A 14,818-nucleotide genomic window follows, 5' to 3' on the forward strand; every position below is an offset into this window, starting at 1 on the left:
GCGGCCGGCGCCGGGCCTCCCCGCTCAGACCGCGTCGGCCAGCAGCAAGGCGTGGATCCGGTCAGGCGCCCCGGGCCGCGCGTAGTACCACCCCTGGGCCGTGTCGCAGCCGAGCTTCCGCAGCTGCTCCGCCTGGGCTCCCGTCTCGACACCCTCCACCGTGACCGCCAGGTCCAGGCTGTGCGCCAGTGAGACGATCCCCTCGACGATCTTCAGATCGACCGGGTCGGCCGGATGCTGCTGCATCCCCCGGGTGAAGGAACGGTCCAGCTTGAGCACGCTCACCGGCAGCCGACGCAGATTGGCCAGGTTCGAGTAGCCCGTACCGAAGTCGTCGAGCGCTATGTCGACGCCCATCTCGGCCAGTTGCCGCAGCGGCTTGAGCAGATCGTCATCGGCTCCGATGAGCGCGGACTCGGTGACCTCCAGGCACAGCGCTCCCGGCTCGAGACCCGAGCGTTCCAGCACGTCGACGGTCTCGGCGACCAGCCGCGGATGGTGCAGCTGGGTCGGCGAGAGATTGACGTTGATCCGCAGGGGACCGCCGTCGCTGTGCCGCTCCTGCCAGAAGTTGGCCTGCCGTACGGACTCCTCCAGCACCCACCGCCCGAGCGGCACGATCAGCCCGGTGTGCTCGGCGAGCGGAATGAATCGGTCCGGCCCGAGCACCCCGTGCTGCGGATGGCACCAGCGCACCAGTGCCTCCGCGCCGTGGACCGTGCCGTCGCCGAGGTGCACGAGCGGCTGGTACTCGATGAAGAACTCGCCGCGTTCCAGGGCGGCGGGCAGCGCGGTGGTCAGCCCGTGCCGGGTGATGGCACGGGCGTCCGCCTCGGCGTCGGCTATTTCGAAGCGGTTGCCGCCCGCCGACTTGGCCCGGTACATCGTGATGTCGGCGCTGCGCAGCACCTCGGCGGCGCTGCGTTCGCCCGCCGGTCCTTCGACGACGCCGATGGAGCCTCGTACGGTCAGTTCGCGGCCGTCGAGCCGGATCGGCGTGGCGAGCACGCCGAGGATCCGGCAGGCCAGTTCGTCGACCTCCGACTCGGTGTGCGGGCCGGTGGTCAGCGCCACGAACTCGTCGCCGCCGAGCCGTGCCACCATCTCGCCCGGCGCGGTCGCACAGCTCTGCAGCCGGTCGGCGACCTCGACGAGCAGCCGGTCCCCTGCCGCGTGGCCCAGGCTGTCGTTGATCGCCTTGAAGCCGTCGAGGTCGAGATAGCAGAGCCCGAAGCGGCTGCCGTCGGCGGCGGAGAGCGCCTTCTCCAGCCGTTCGAAGAACAGCGTGCGGTTGGGCAGGCCGGTGAGCGCGTCGTGGGTGGCCTCGTACCGCAGCCGCAGGTTCAGCAGCCTGCGCTCCGTGGTGTCCTCCATGAGCGCCAGCTGGTACTGCGGCCGGCCCTCGGGGTCGCGGAGCAGCGACACCGTGAGGTTGGTCCACAGGACGGTGCCGTCGTTGCGGTAATACGGCTTCTCGACGCGGTAGTGCTCGCGTTCGCCGCGTACCAGCTCCTCGTAGTACTTCCACACGTGCGGCGAGTCCTCGGGGTGGACCCACTCGTTGACCTTGTGGCTGCGGACATGGTGGTCGAGGCCGCCGAACATCCGGGTCAGCGTGTCATTGACCTCCAGCACATTGCCTTCCAGGTCGGCGATCCCGATGCCGATGGCGGCGTCCTTGAAGACGGCACGGAACCGCGCCTCGGTGGCGTGCAGCGCCTCCTCGGCATTGGAGCGGGCGGTGAGCGCCGAGCGGGCGATGGCCTCCTGTTCGGCCAGGGTCCGCTCGCGCAGCGCCTGGGTGAAGCCGCCCGCCAGAGCGTGCTGCATGCGGGCACAGCGGGCCCTGCTGTCCTCGGTCGACAGGGTCACCGGGCCGTTGCCGCCGCAGTAGAGCACCAGGTACGAGTCGACGACGCCCAGTGTGGAGCTGAGCGCGTCCGGGTCCGTGCAGTGCGCGGCGACGAGCGCGGCTCCCACCTTGTTGGCGGGCGCGGGGTCGAAGGGACGCGCATGCAGGATGTCGTTCAACCTGCGGGCCAGCGGCAGCAGATGCTGTTCGAACTCCGGACGGGTCATGGACGTTGCCGTCGAGGGGAAGATGGCCCGGCTCCAGATGGTGGCGAATCTCCGGAGCCGGTCCTCGGCGCCGTCGGGCTCCGCGTCCGGCGCTCCGGACGCTTGGGCGGGAATGCTCACGCCTTGCGTCCCACTCCGCCGAAGCCCGAGAAGGCATATGGGTCTTCCTGCTCCTGCACCACGGGGGTGTCGGGACGCCAGTTGGGCATGGCCACGAGCCCGGGCTCGACCATCTCGTACCCGTCGAAGAACCGGCTGACCTCGTCGCGCGACCGCATGATCAGCGGGTTGCGGATGTTCCGGTAGACACCGACCGCACCGCCCGCCTCCTCCTGGGTGAGCGGGATGCCCTCGTACGAGGCGTGGGTGATGACGAGCAGGCTGCCGGGGGCGAGTGACTCGCTCAGCTCGGCCACGGCCACCTGCGGTTCGTCGGCGTCCTCGATGAAGTGCAGGACGGCGACGAGCAGCAGCGCCACCGGGCGTTCCAGGTCGAGGAGTTCGCTGACCTCGGGGCTCTTCAGAATCTCCTGCGGGCGGCGCAGATCGCCGGTGGCGATGACCGCGCGGTCGTTTCCTTCGAGTACGGCCTGGCTGTGCGCGACCGCAACGGAATCGTGGTCGACATACGCCACCCGAGCCTCCGGGTCGGCGGCCTGGGCGACTTCGTGGACATTGCCGAAGGTCGGTATGCCGGAACCGATGTCCAGGAACTGAGTGATGCCTTCACTCACCGCATGGCGCACCGCCCTGCGCATAAAGGCGCGATTGGCCTGCATGATCTTGGGGAGCCCCGGCATGAACTCCATGGCCTTGCGGGCCGCTTCCCGGTCCACCTCGAAATTGTGCGACCCGCCCAGATAGAAGTCATACATGCGTGACACGCTCGGCACTGAAATGTCAATGCCTTGCGGTGCCCAGGCGGGACGCTCCATCGATGTCTCCAACAAGTCGCCACGGCGATCCGGCCATGTTCATGGTCAGTGTTGACCAGAGGCTACTGACCGACCGCCAGGAGAGCGAGCGGAAACGGAAATTAGCGGTCCGTTATTGGTCACACACCAGTGGCATGTGCAACCGGCCCGTCGCTAACGGTGACATTCAGCGACGGGCCGGTCCGGAACGGCTGTTGTGGGGCTACTTCGGGGCGCCGACGAGCTTTGCCTCGGGGGACACCGCGTACCATGTGCCCCCGACACCCTGGCCGTTGGTGTCACCCGGTTTCGTGTCACCGGAGAAGGTATAGATGGGCCAGCAATCGATGGCCTGCTGCTTGAGACCGTCGGGGCGATTGAAGGTGACAAAGCCCTTGGTGGTGACGCCCTTCACATCATTCTTGGCCAATGGGGCGACAACCGGCCATTTCGAGAGGCAGGCACCGGTGCAGGCCGACTTCATGGGCCATGCCGTGTCCTTCTTGAACCGGTAGACCGTCATGCCGCGCTTGTCGACGACGATGTCTCCGAGTTTCGGGTCCTTGCGGACCGAAAGCCCCGCGAGATCGGCCTGCTCACCACCGCTCGGACCGTCGGCGTTCACCGCAGCCTTCTTGCCGTCCGGCGCGGAGGCGAACCATGTGCCGCCCACTCCCTGACCATTGGCGTCTCCGGGCTTGGTGTCCTTGGCGTACCGGTACATCGGCCACCCCGCAATGGTGAGTTGCTGCGCGCCGTCCGCACGGGTGACTTTGCCGATCAGTGCTCCATCGGTACCCGCGACGGCCGTGACATTGCCCGCGGGAACAACCGGCCAGACCTTCGCGCAGTCGCCCTCGCAATTCGACTTCGGCGGGCTCGCGGTGTCCTTGTCGAAACGGTAGAGAGTGAATCCCTCGCTGTCCGTCACGACCTTGCCGAGTTTCTTGCTGTCCCACACCGCGAGCTGTCCTGCCTGCTTGGACGTGCTCGCCTGTGCCCGGGAATCGGATCCGTAGTCGCCACCGGAGCCGTATCCGCTGTCGGTGCCGTAGCCGCTGCCCGCCTGACCGGCCGGGCTGGCATTGCCGACGTTCTGGCCGTTGGGCGCATCCGTGCCCTGCTCCTGACCGCACGCCGTCGTCAGCGCCAACAGGGCCGCCGCGGTGACCGCGAGCGAGGCGTTCCGCCAGGTGTTCATGTCAACTCCCGTGATTTTTCCGCCAGTTGTGACGCACGTCCGCGTCGTTCATGGCCCTAGGTACGGGCGACGGGTGCTTCCTTGTTCAACGCGTTCGCAGAAATTTCCCGATCCGCAAACCCTCAGTGCCCCAGGTCCCCTCCATCAGGGGAATCAGGACCGTGGTCCGCGTGCCGTCCCACCGGCCGGAACATGCTCCCCGTCGTGTACGGATCCCTCTTCGGGCGGCTCACCGCAGCCGTCGCACTCAGCTGGCTCCTGACCGCCCCGGTGCCCGCGGTGGCCGACAACTGCTCGTACGCCTCGATCGGGGACGGCGGCAGGAACTCGGCGGTCGCCACATCGGGTGACGGTCATTGCCAGGCGGGCCCGGCGCCCAGGCCGACCCCGCGGCCGACACCCCCACCGTCGGCCCCGCCTCCCCCTCCCCCGCTTCCGCCGCCCCCACCCCCACCGCCTCCGCCACCACCCCCGGCACCGGCGCCCACACCGCCGCCTCCGGAGCCCACCCCCTCGGTACACCCCACGCCACCCCGGCCGAAGCCTGTGGCGATCCCCACCTACCGCAAGGCGCCGCGCAAGGTCCCCCGGCGCGGTCCCTCCCTGGTCACCCTCACGCTGCTGATCACCGCTCCTGCGGTGTTCGCCGTCGCCGTGCTACGTCCCCGCTCCCGCTGACCCACGGAGAAGCCCATGTCGGAATGGCTCGTTCTCACCCTCGCCATGGCCGCGGCCTGCGCCGTCGTGCTCACCATCGCCGTCCTCAACAATCGCCGCGTCGGGGAGGACGACGACCCGTCCGAAACCCCTGACGTCATCGAATACATGACGATGATGATCGGCGTGGTGTACGCCATCGTGCTCGGCCTCGCCATCGCGGGCGTCTGGGAGGGGCGCAGCGCCGCCCAGGAGTACGTCCGCCAGGAGGCCCAGGCACTGCACGAGGTGAACGCCCGCTCGTCGGTCTACCCGGCCGAGGTGCGTACCCGGATCCGCGCCGATGTCGACGCGTACGTCGGTCATGTCGTCCACGACGAGTGGAAGGCGATGGCAGAGCGCGGCAGCCTCACCGACGAGGGCGCAGAACTTCTCGGCCGGGTACGTGCCGACGTCACCGACTACCGACCGAGGAACGACCACGAGGGGCAGGCGTATCAGCCACTCGTCGACCAGGTCGCCGCGGCCGACGACGCGCGCAGCGCCCGCGCCCAGAGCGCCGGCGCCACCATGCCGGGCGTGGTCTGGTTCGGTCTGATCACCGGGGCGCTGGTGACGGTCGGACTGATTTTCACCCTGCAGATCCGCCGAACCTTCCGGGAGCTGCTGCTGGCCGGGCTGTTCAGCGTGCTCATCGCCTTCCTGCTCTTCCTGATCTGGGACTTCGACTCCCCCTTCGGCCGCGGCATCTCGGCCACAGCCGCGCCGTTCCTTGACCTCTTTCCCAACGTGTCGGGCTGACCGGCGCCCTGACGGCCTGACGTCCGGATGGTGCGCCGCCCGGGGGACACCTGTGCCCCATTCGCCGGTCCCCGATCGCGAGCGATATACAGCACTTCTAACGTTTCCTCCATCGAGGTGCATATCTGACACTTTGTGGATATTCGTTCCGCAGTTGCTCCTCGGGGAACCGGAGGATTTCACGATGCGCGCCATAGGTGTCGCACCCGTCGCCCTGCTCGGCGCCGCCGCATTCGCCCTGACCACTCCGGCTGCGTCCGCGTACGCCGTGACGTCAGGGGGCGCGCCGGGCGCGACCGGATACACCGTTGCTCCGTCGGTGATCGCGCCGGCCGGCCAGGTAACCCTGGCCGCCCGGGGGTGCCCAACAACAGCAACGGCCAGCTCGAGCATCTTCGACAGCGTCACTATTCCCAAGGGAGGCAGCGCCTCGGCCACGGTCGAGCGGGATGCAAAACCGGGCGCTTCCTATGAAGTGTCGTTCATTTGCAATACATCGCCGCCCTCCACGGCGGAGATCGGTCTCACGATCTCCGCCGGCACCCCTAGCACAGGCGCCACGGCGCTCGTGCCGAACGGTGTGCAGGGTGATCTCGGCGGCATCGGCCGGATGAACGCCGCGCAACTGGTCGGCGGCACGGCACTGGCCGTGGCCGCGACCACCGGCGCCGTCTTCGTGGTGCGCCGGCGCAACGAGAGGTACAGCCACTGACCGGCGCAGACCGTCGGTGGTACGCCCGTCGCCCCGGGTCCTGGATCAGGACCCGGGGCGACGGGCGTACTGGGCCCGTGGCCGCGTTCGGCCGGCCGGATCACTTGATGACTCATCCACCGAAGACGCACGGGGGACACGCCGCCACCGATTGCCGCGACAGCGGCCCGGGCCGGCTCCGAGCTCAGTTCCGTGGAGCCTGCGTCCGTCGATCGGTCGATCCGACGGGACACCCTTGGGCATGACGAACCCTCACCAGATCCTTGATCCACCCCTTTTTCGGCACTGCTCAACCCCGGTGATCCGACCCACCGGACCCCTGCCCCGCACATCTGACGGAGACGCAGGTCATGGGCAGTCAGAATCCGCTGTCCGCACATTCGCCGATCAGGTGGGCCTTTCCGGCGGCCACCCATTTGCCCGTCCCTGATCGCCGCCGGGCCACCTCGCGCTTACCGTTCCCATCGTCGCAACGAAGGGAGAACCATGGGCCGGGATCACTGGCGCCCCGAGCGGACCAGACCTTCGCCCTGGGGCGCGATCGCCCTGGTGATGCTCACCGGCGTCGCACTGATGCGGAACGGTCCGGAGCTCCTGCCCGGTCCACCGCAGCCCCTTGGCGCAGCCTCGGCAGGTCGCCACCCGGTCTCCGCCGGGGCGCCTGTGGCCGGCGCCGCGGAGACGCCGCGGGCGGGTGCCCCCGCCTCACGCGTGGTCATCCCATCGATCCGGGTCGATGCCCCGCTCGTGGAAGTGGCCCCGGACAGGAACGGCTGCATCGAGGCACCGGCCCCGCAGGACCCGACTCTCGCGGGCCGGAACCGGAACGGGGTCGCACCGGGACGGGTGGGCATGTCGGTTTTCGCCGGCACCACAGCGGGACCGGCGGTCTCCACGGTCTCCGTTCGCTGAAGTAGGGCAGCCGCATCGAGGTGCCCCGCCACGACGACCGGGGCGCGGTGTTCGAGGTCCACGGTGGCAAGGTGTTCTAGAAGCGAGCGGTCGCCGGAGGTGAGCACAGCGACGTGGCCGATGTCGGCCGGAGCGGCATTCCGCGACCGGGCGGACTCCGGTCACGCTCCGCGACCAACCGGTCGCAAGTCGGTCGGTCCACCCCTCTCGACGACATGGGGTGCGAAGGGTTGCGAGCTGCCGTCGGTTTACTGAGCCGAAGTGAGTGGTGGCGTGCGGGAGTGAGTCCTGGCGGTGCATTCGCGGGGGTGGGAACGGGGGTTCTGGGGCCGAATGGGTGACCTTGGTGGCTGCTGCTCGTTGGGTCGGGTGGCAGGTGTCCGGCCCGGTAGGGGGTGATGTGGTGGGTGGTGTGCGGAAGTTGGCCGTGCCCTTCGTGGTGCCCGGGCCCTGCGGGGTGGCGATCCGGGACCGCCTCAAACACCTAACGCCCCAGGACGAGAAGGTGCTGCGCGCGGTCGGCGAGCACCAGGGTGCGCTGGCTTCCGGTGATCTCAAGGCTCGCTGTGCGGACGGTCTGGAGCACAGTGCGGACACGTGGGCGGCGCGTAAGCGGGAGCTGACGGCACTGTCGTCGTCGCGGATCGCGGGTGCGATCACCAAGGCCACGCACGATCAGTGGGCGCTCGCACGCCGTTGCCAGGCAGCGCACATCCAGAACCTGGCAGCCGGGATCAAGACGCTGCGGCACCGCCTGTCCCTCCCGATCGGGACGCCCGGAACGAAGCGGGCGGCGGGCGGTTACCAGTCGAAGGGCGAGTGGTTCCGCAAGTCCCGCCGCCTCGCAGCACTAAAGGCGCGGCACGCTGCTGCTGTCGCCGACTGGCAGGCCGGACGGGTGCGGGTGGTACGGGGCGGTAAACGTCTCCTCAACACCCGCCACCACCTCACCCAGGCCCAACTCACCGAGGACAAGTGGCGGCAACTCTGGGAGGCGGAACGCTGGTTCATCGCTGCCGACGGCGAGTCGGGCAAACGGTTCGGGAACGAGACGATCCGCGTCACCCCGGACGGCGAGGTCAGCATCAAGCTGCCATTCCCGCTCGCGCACCTGGCCAACGCCGGGCACGGCCGGTACGTCCTCACTTCCACCGTGGCGTTCGCGCACCGGGGCGCGGAGTGGGCCGACCGCATCGAAGCGCACCGGGCCGTCGCCTACCGCATCCACCTCGATACGGAGCGCGGCCGCTGGTACCTCACCGCATCCTGGCAACGCCCCGCCGTCAAGACGATCCCACTGGCCGCCGCATGCGCCCGGGGCATGATCGGCGTCGACACCAACGCCGACCACTTCGCCGCCTACCACCTCGATGTCCACGGCAACCCGATCGGCGACCCGCGGCGTTTCCCCTACGACTTGTCCGGGACCACCGCTCACCGCGACGCACAGATCCGCCACGCCCTGACCCGGTTGATCAACTGGGCGATGCGTGTCGGGGTCGCCGCGATCGGCATCGAAGACCTCGACTTCACCACCGAGAAGACCCGGGAGAAGCACGGCCGCCGCAAAAGGTTCCGGCAGCTCATCTCCGGCATCCCGACCGGCAAGCTCAAGGCCCGACTGGTGTCCATGGCCGCCGAACACGGCCTGAGCATGGTCGCGGTCGACCCCGCCTACACCAGCATGTGGGGTGCCCAGCACTGGCAGAAACCGCTGGCCACCCCACGCCGAAAGATGTCCCGTCACGATGCCGCCGGTATCGCGATCGGACGACGCGCCCTTGGGCATCCGGTCCGGCGTCGGACGGCACCGCCCCCACACGACCGGAGTGATCGTGCGGGGCATCGGACCGTCCAGGCCGGACCAGGTCACCGGGGGCGTGAGGGAACCCGCCCACCCACAACGGACCGGCCCCCTGGAGGACCGTCGCCGAGCGGGAAGCGAAAGCGGGAACCCAGCGCATCCAAAACCGCTCGGGATGCGCCCAGTACGCAACAGTGGGTCCAAGACTCACTTACGCACACTGGCTAGGAACGGTTTTGCACCCATTCCAGGGATCGCATGCGCGACAACCGGCGGCTCCGGTCAGGGCAGCGGGCCGCCTGGGCCGGGTGCGGCGCCGGGAGCGGCTAACCTCACTGCCGTGACAGACCAGCAGCCTCACCAGTTCGAACGTGGCACAGACGGTCCAAAAGTGATCGTCGCGGGCCTCGACGGGTCCGACTCCTCGATGCGTGCCGCCGCGTACGCCGCCGGGCTGGCCCGTCGGCAGAACGCCATGCTCGCCCTCGTCTATGTCCAGCCGGTGATGCCCGCGGGCGCCGCGCTCGGCGCACCGGTCGCCGACACGACCGGCGAGGTCGCGGAGGGCCTGGTGAGCGAGATCAGGGCGGCCACGGAGCGGCTCAAGGACATATGGAATGTGCGCTGGGAGTTCCACACCTTCCGCGGTGATCCGTACAACGGCCTGGTCACCGCGGCAGACGAGTTGAAAGCGGATGCCGTCGTGGTGGGCGCGTCGGAGTCGGCGGGACACCGGTTCATCGGATCGGTGGCGATCCGGCTGGTGAAAGCGGGGCGCTGGCCCGTCACCGTCGTTCCGTAGACCGTCGGCTGCGTTGCGGCGGGCCCCGCCTTCCGGACCGTCAGGGGTTCTGCTCGAGGGATTTCTGGTACTGCTTCTTCATCTGGTCCAGGCCCTTGGAGCCCCATTCCGACCAGAACGGCTTCCACTCGCTCATCCTCTTGCGCCCGGCCACGATGTCGTTGATGAGGTCGTTGGCCTCGGTCGACATACGACCGTAGTACTGGGTGTAGGCGTCGGAATAATGGCCGACGGCCGCGTTCGGAATGGCGGTCTCGATCAGCTTCTGCTCGACCCCGTAGATGTCGCGGACGTCGTCGGCGCCATGCGTGCCGGGAAAGAGCGAGGGAGCGAGCACGAAGGGCGATGTCGTCGCCGTGGTCAGGCCGCTGAACAACCCCTCGACCTGCTGCTTGCCCTTCTTGGTGCGCTGCGGGAAGCCCTGCTTGTCGTAGGTGAAGTCGGAGCCTTCCTCTCCGAATTCAAGGAACTCGCGCTCCTTCGAGCCGAACGGCGCCGCGAGGTAGTTGAGCACGTCGAGCAGCATGCGCACACGCTTCTCGCTGCCCTTCTTGATCGCGGTGTACCCGATGGTGCCGAACGCGTGGTAGTGGGCGTTGGCCTTGTGGCCGTCCGCGTCGAAGGGGATGAGGATCTCGGCGGCAAGGGAGGGGTCGTTGGTGCGCGTGTCCTTGCGGGCGCCCGCCGGGTTGGCGTAGACGACCGCGCCGATCGATCCCTGGGCCATCTTCAGATAGGCGTCGGCCATCTTCGGGTCGCCGGGATAGAAGACGCCGGCCTTCTTCAGCTTGCGGACGAAGTTCAGGGCCTCCGCGTACTCGTCCGACTCCATCCAGAAGGTGACCGAACCGTCCTTCTCCCGGGCCCACTTGTTGGGGGATCCGTAACACTGGCTCAGCACGCTGACGGCATTCGAGTAGATCGGCTCGAGCGCCCACACCTTGCCGCCGGTGACCTCCTTGCACTTGGCGAAAAACTCATCGGTGCTGCTCGCGGAGAATCCGTCCGCCTTGTCCCAGATCCTCGGGTTGCCGCCGTACACCTGGCCCAGGGCCGGGTACGGGCTCGGCGCGCCCCAGATCTTTCCGTTGACGACCGCGGTCTTCCAGTGCGCGGGCGTCATCGCGGCGAGGTTCGGATAGTCCCTGACCGCGTCCCCGGAGACGTACTCCGTGATGTCCGCGCATTTGCCCTCCAGCAATTGGGCGATGTGCTGAAGGCCCTGGTTCGGCGGTATCCACATCAGGTCGGGCAGATCGCCGCCCGCGACGATGGCGGGGAACTTCTCCTCGTAGCCGGGGTCGGTGCCGAGTATGGCGGTGAGGTCGATGCCGAGTTCCTTGTTGACCTTCTGCCAGTAGTCGTTGGTGCCCTTGGGGAGCGGCGGCTGGGTCCAGATCTCGGTGAGCAGCGTGACCTTCGAGCCGTCGCCGGGGGTCTTCGCGATGCTCTGGACGAGCTCCTTGGGGTAGGAGAGGAAGCCCGCGGACAGGCCCTTGCTGCTGGGCGCCAGGTCGGGCTTCACCTTGGTGAAGGGGATGTACGACGGAAGCTTCACCTTGGCCGATGCTGCCTCGCCCTTGCCTGCCGTGGACGAGCCGCAGCCGGTGAGGAAGGTGGAGGCCGCACCCGCCGCGACGGCGGTGCTCAGGCCCAGGAAGGTGCGTCGGGACACGCCAGTGATCATGAGGATTCTCCGCGCTGGGGACGAGGGACGGGAAGGGTCAGCCCTTGATGGCGCCGGTGAGCACGCCCTTGGTGAAGTACTTCTGCAGGAACGGGTAGAGCAGCAGAATCGGGATCAGCGCGAGCATGACGACCGCCATGGAGATCGACTGCTGGGGCGGCAGATGGGCCACGCCGAGCTGGTCGGCCGCCATCTGCTTGTTCTGCACCACATAGGTGCGCAGCAGCAGCTGGATGGGCCATTTGCCGGAGTCGTTGAGGTAGAGCATCGCGTTGAAGAAGGCGTTCCAGTACGTCACCGCGTAGAAGAGCCCGACGACGGCGATGACGCCCTTGGAAAGCGGCAGCACGATCCTGGTGAGGATCCGCCAGTCGCCCGCTCCGTCGATCCGGGCGGCATGGTACAGCTCCTCGGGGATGTTCATGAAGAACGCCCTCATCACCACCAGATTGAAGGCGTTGACCAGGCCCGGCAGGATTAGCGCCCAGTACGAGTCGAGCAGTCCGAGCTCCTTGACCAGGACGTACATCGGGATCATGCCGGGGGCGAAGAGCAGGGTGAACAGGACGAGCAGCAGAACGGGCCTGCTGCCGGGGACGCCGCGCTTGCTCAGCGCATAGGCCAGGGCGATGGTCGTCAGCAGGGAGAGCGCCGTGCCGATGCCGGTGATCAGGACGCTGACTGTGACGGCGCGGGTGACCAGTCCGCCCGAGAGGATGGTGCGGTACGCCTGCAGGGTGGGCTCGGTCGGGAAGAGTACGTATCCCCCGGCGGCCGTGACCTCCTCGCGGGAGGCGAGGCTGGTGGAGAGGACGACCAGGAACGGCAGGGTCATCACGGCCACGATGACGGTGAGGACGACGGCTTTGGCAGCCGAGCCCAGCCGGGTCGGTGGCTCCTCCCAGGCGGCCCTGCGGTCGGCGGGCCGGGGCTTCAGCAAGGGCAGTCCGATGGTCATTTGCTGTACACCCCTTGCTCTCCGAATGCATGGGCGAGCCGGTTGGCGCCCCAGATCATCAGTGCGCCGACCACGCCCTTGACCAGGCCGGCGACGGCGCCGATGCCCCAGTCGCCGTAGACCACGCCGTGGTAGTACACGTAGGTGTCGAGGACCTCGGAGGCCCGGGCGCCGACCGCGTCGCGCTGGAGGAGGAACTGCTCGAAGCCGACGGACAGTACGTCGCCGAGGCGCAGTACCAGCAGCATGATCGTGACGCCTCGGACGGCGGGCAGGGTGACGTGCCACATGCGTCGCCAGGGTCCGGCGCCGTCCACGGCAGCCGATTCGTACAGACTCTGGTCGACGTTGGCGAGCGCCGCCAGATAGATGATCATGCCCCAGCCGATGTCCTTCCAGATCACCTGTGCGGTGATCAGCATCGGGAAGGTGCCGGGATCGGTCATCACGTCGAGGGCCGAGAGCCCGTGGTCACGCAGGAAGTTGCTGATGAGTCCCGCGCCGCCGAGCACCTGCTGGAAGAGGGCGACGACCAGCACCCAGGAGATGAAGTGCGGGAGGTAGACGACGCTCTGCACGAACTTCTTCACGCGGCTGCTGACCAGGCTGTTGATGAGCAGCGCGAGGGCCAGCGGGGCGGGGAAGAAGAAGATCAGCTGCAGCGCGGCGAAGGCCAGCGTGTTGCGTACGGACTCCCAGAACGCCGGATCGGAGAAGAGCTCCTGGAAGTTGGCCAGGCCCACCCACGGGCTGCTCTTGAAGCCGATGAACGGCTGGTAGTCCTGGAAGGCAACGATGTTGCCCAGCATCGGCACGTAGAAGAAGACGGCGAAGAAGAGCAGGCCCGGGGCCATCAGGGCGAGCATCACCCAGTTGTTCCGCAGCCGGATCCGCAGCGGTACGCGCCGCAGCGGGGGCCGGCCGGTCTTCGCCCTGGGCGCTGGTGGGGACGCTGCCCGGGGGCTGCGCGTTGTTGCAGGGGATGTCACACGTACTCCCTGGCCTGACGGAACGACGAATTTAGAAACCAACTTTCGGAAAAGAGTGGCCACATCATCGAAGCGTCGGACCGGTACGTCAACAGCCATTCACTCCTGTGGAGTTGGACTTTTCTGCACCGTGTTCTCGATATGTTCCAGTACCAGCCGGGCTGCCCCGATCGCAGTTGACTCCTCGCCGAGCGAGGAGTTCTGGACATGCGGCGTGTTGGGGCAGAGGGCGGCGAGTGACGCGGCGAACGGCTCGCTGAGCAGCGCTCCGGCCCGGGAGATGCCGCCGCCGAGCACGACCAGCTCGGGATCGAGGGCGGCGACATGGGGCGCCAGGCAGGCGGCGAGCGACTCGGCGAAGGCGCGCAGCGCGTACCGTGCGCCGCCGTCCCCGGCCGCCGCAGCCTCGACCACGGCGCGGGCAGCGCTGTCCCGGGTGGGCAGCTCGGCGCCCTGGTGTCCGGCGGCCCAGTCCAGCAGCCGCCGGTAGGCAGCCGACCAGCCGTCCGGGGGCAGCAGTTCGCCCGCGGCGCCGCCGTGGCCCCGGTGCAGCCGACCGTGCAGCCACAGGCCGATGCCGGGGCGGTTGCCCACGTAGAGGTAGATGGCGTCCCGGACCCCGACGGCCACTCCCCCGGCGCATTCGGCGAAGGTCGCCAGCTGGATGTCGTTGCCCACCAGTACTGGGCCCGGGGCGCTGTCCGCGAGCTCGCTCCCGAGGTCGAGTCCGGTCCAGCCGGGCAGCGCGGTGCTCCGCACCACCCGGCCCGCGAGGTCCACCATGCCGCTGGTGCCGATGCCGGTGGCCAGCGGGCGCACCCCGGCGCTCTCCGGCCGGGCCAGGCACGCCTCGATCGCCCCGCGGACGGTGTCCAGCCGTTCCCGGGCGGTCATGGCGGGGGTGACGGCGACCCGTTCCGCGGCGACGGTGCGGCCGAGCAGGTCCACGGCGTGCACCAGCACCTTGTGCGCCCCGATGTCCACGCCGATGACATGTCCCGCCTCGGCCCGGAACCGGAAGCGGCGGGCCGGGCGGCCCACGGAACCGCTGTTGGCCTGCAGCTCCACCAGTCGGCCCTCGCGCAGCAGCTGCGCCGTGAGGTCCTGGGCGGTCGGCCGGGACACCCCGATCAGCCCGGCGAGTTCCGGCACGGTGACCTCGTCGCGTTCGCGCATCACCCGCAGGGCAGCGGCCGTGTTCAGTCGGCGCAGCAGCGAGGCGTCCCCACCCCGGTCCATGGCGTCTCCCTTGACAGCATGATCGTCGGATCTCCATGGTGTCCCATGGCGATTCAGCAACTT

The 14,818-nt window shown here is 68.5% G+C and carries 13 protein-coding genes; 6 read left to right on the plus strand and 7 right to left on the minus strand.

What is annotated here, in order from left to right; translation table 11 throughout:
• Positions 1–24: 24 nt before the first annotated feature.
• The 3 genes from OG972_RS03675 to OG972_RS03685 form a co-directional block, all read right to left on the minus strand.
• Positions 25–2,199, minus strand: coding sequence for a bifunctional diguanylate cyclase/phosphodiesterase (locus tag OG972_RS03675; protein ID WP_266978250.1), 2,175 nt, complete (start codon positions 2,197–2,199; stop codon positions 25–27).
• A complete protein-coding gene (locus tag OG972_RS03680) occupies positions 2,196–3,014 on the minus strand; it encodes an SAM-dependent methyltransferase (RefSeq protein WP_266978251.1) in 819 nt (272 codons plus the stop codon). The genes OG972_RS03675 and OG972_RS03680 overlap by 4 nt, the downstream gene beginning before the upstream one ends.
• Positions 3,015–3,216: 202 nt before the next feature.
• Positions 3,217–4,194 (minus strand): SCO0930 family lipoprotein, encoded by a 978-nt coding sequence (locus OG972_RS03685; protein ID WP_266978252.1) that lies wholly within the window; start codon positions 4,192–4,194, stop codon positions 3,217–3,219.
• Positions 4,195–4,740: 546 nt separating this feature from the next.
• Here OG972_RS03685 and OG972_RS03690 point away from each other — a divergent pair.
• The 6 genes from OG972_RS03690 to OG972_RS03715 all read left to right on the plus strand — a co-directional run bounded on the left by OG972_RS03690 (position 4,741) and on the right by OG972_RS03715 (position 9,882).
• A complete protein-coding gene (locus OG972_RS03690; protein ID WP_266978253.1) occupies positions 4,741–4,872 on the plus strand; it encodes a hypothetical protein in 132 nt (43 codons plus the stop codon).
• 15 nt (positions 4,873–4,887) lie between these two features.
• A complete protein-coding gene (locus OG972_RS03695) occupies positions 4,888–5,652 on the plus strand; it encodes a DUF4239 domain-containing protein (protein WP_266978254.1) in 765 nt (254 codons plus the stop codon).
• 184 nt (positions 5,653–5,836) lie between these two features.
• Positions 5,837–6,364, plus strand: coding sequence for a hypothetical protein (locus OG972_RS03700; RefSeq protein ID WP_266978255.1), 528 nt, complete (start codon positions 5,837–5,839; stop codon positions 6,362–6,364).
• A 486-nt stretch (positions 6,365–6,850) separates the two neighbouring features.
• Positions 6,851–7,276 carry a hypothetical protein gene (locus OG972_RS03705; RefSeq protein WP_266978256.1) on the plus strand — a complete coding sequence of 142 codons (426 nt, stop codon included), beginning with the start codon at positions 6,851–6,853 and terminating at the stop codon, positions 7,274–7,276.
• Positions 7,277–7,679: 403 nt separating this feature from the next.
• A complete protein-coding gene (locus OG972_RS03710; RefSeq protein ID WP_266978257.1) occupies positions 7,680–9,308 on the plus strand; it encodes a transposase in 1,629 nt (542 codons plus the stop codon).
• Between the two features lie 112 nt (positions 9,309–9,420).
• The gene (locus OG972_RS03715) at positions 9,421–9,882 is read left to right on the plus strand and encodes a universal stress protein (protein ID WP_266978258.1); all 462 of its coding nucleotides are present in this window, start codon (positions 9,421–9,423) and stop codon (positions 9,880–9,882) included.
• Positions 9,883–9,922: 40 nt separating this feature from the next.
• Here OG972_RS03715 and OG972_RS03720 read toward each other — a convergent pair whose 3' ends face one another.
• The 4 genes from OG972_RS03720 to OG972_RS03735 all read right to left on the minus strand — a co-directional run bounded on the left by OG972_RS03720 (position 9,923) and on the right by OG972_RS03735 (position 14,755).
• A complete protein-coding gene (locus OG972_RS03720; RefSeq protein ID WP_266978259.1) occupies positions 9,923–11,557 on the minus strand; it encodes a substrate-binding domain-containing protein in 1,635 nt (544 codons plus the stop codon).
• 49 nt (positions 11,558–11,606) lie between these two features.
• Positions 11,607–12,527, minus strand: a complete 921-nt coding sequence (locus OG972_RS03725; RefSeq protein ID WP_266978260.1) for a carbohydrate ABC transporter permease — start codon at positions 12,525–12,527, stop codon at positions 11,607–11,609.
• Positions 12,524–13,438 (minus strand): sugar ABC transporter permease, encoded by a 915-nt coding sequence (locus tag OG972_RS03730; RefSeq protein ID WP_266990256.1) that lies wholly within the window; start codon positions 13,436–13,438, stop codon positions 12,524–12,526. The genes OG972_RS03725 and OG972_RS03730 overlap by 4 nt, the downstream gene beginning before the upstream one ends.
• A 177-nt stretch (positions 13,439–13,615) precedes the next feature.
• On the minus strand, positions 13,616–14,755 hold the full coding sequence (locus tag OG972_RS03735) for an ROK family protein (protein ID WP_266978261.1): 1,140 nt from the start codon (positions 14,753–14,755) through the stop codon (positions 13,616–13,618).
• Between the last annotated feature and the right edge of the window lie 63 nt (positions 14,756–14,818).

The sequence above is a fragment of the Streptomyces sp. NBC_01669 genome (genome assembly GCF_026339735.1).
Classification (GTDB): Bacteria; Actinomycetota; Actinomycetes; order Streptomycetales; family Streptomycetaceae; genus Streptomyces; species Streptomyces yanii.

Bases quoted from the DNA above. Each gene is read 5' to 3' on its own strand.
- OG972_RS03680 (WP_266978251.1), bottom strand. From the start codon at position 3,014: ATGGAGCGTCCCGCCTGGGCACCGCAAGGCATTGACATTTCAGTGCCG.
- OG972_RS03705 (WP_266978256.1), top strand. From the start codon at position 6,851: ATGGGCCGGGATCACTGGCGCCCCGAGCGGACCAGACCTTCGCCCTGG.
- OG972_RS03725 (WP_266978260.1), bottom strand. From the start codon at position 12,527: ATGACCATCGGACTGCCCTTGCTGAAGCCCCGGCCCGCCGACCGCAGG.
- OG972_RS03685 (WP_266978252.1), bottom strand. From the start codon at position 4,194: ATGAACACCTGGCGGAACGCCTCGCTCGCGGTCACCGCGGCGGCCCTG.
- OG972_RS03700 (WP_266978255.1), top strand. From the start codon at position 5,837: ATGCGCGCCATAGGTGTCGCACCCGTCGCCCTGCTCGGCGCCGCCGCA.
- OG972_RS03735 (WP_266978261.1), bottom strand. From the start codon at position 14,755: ATGGACCGGGGTGGGGACGCCTCGCTGCTGCGCCGACTGAACACGGCC.
- OG972_RS03695 (WP_266978254.1), top strand. From the start codon at position 4,888: ATGTCGGAATGGCTCGTTCTCACCCTCGCCATGGCCGCGGCCTGCGCC.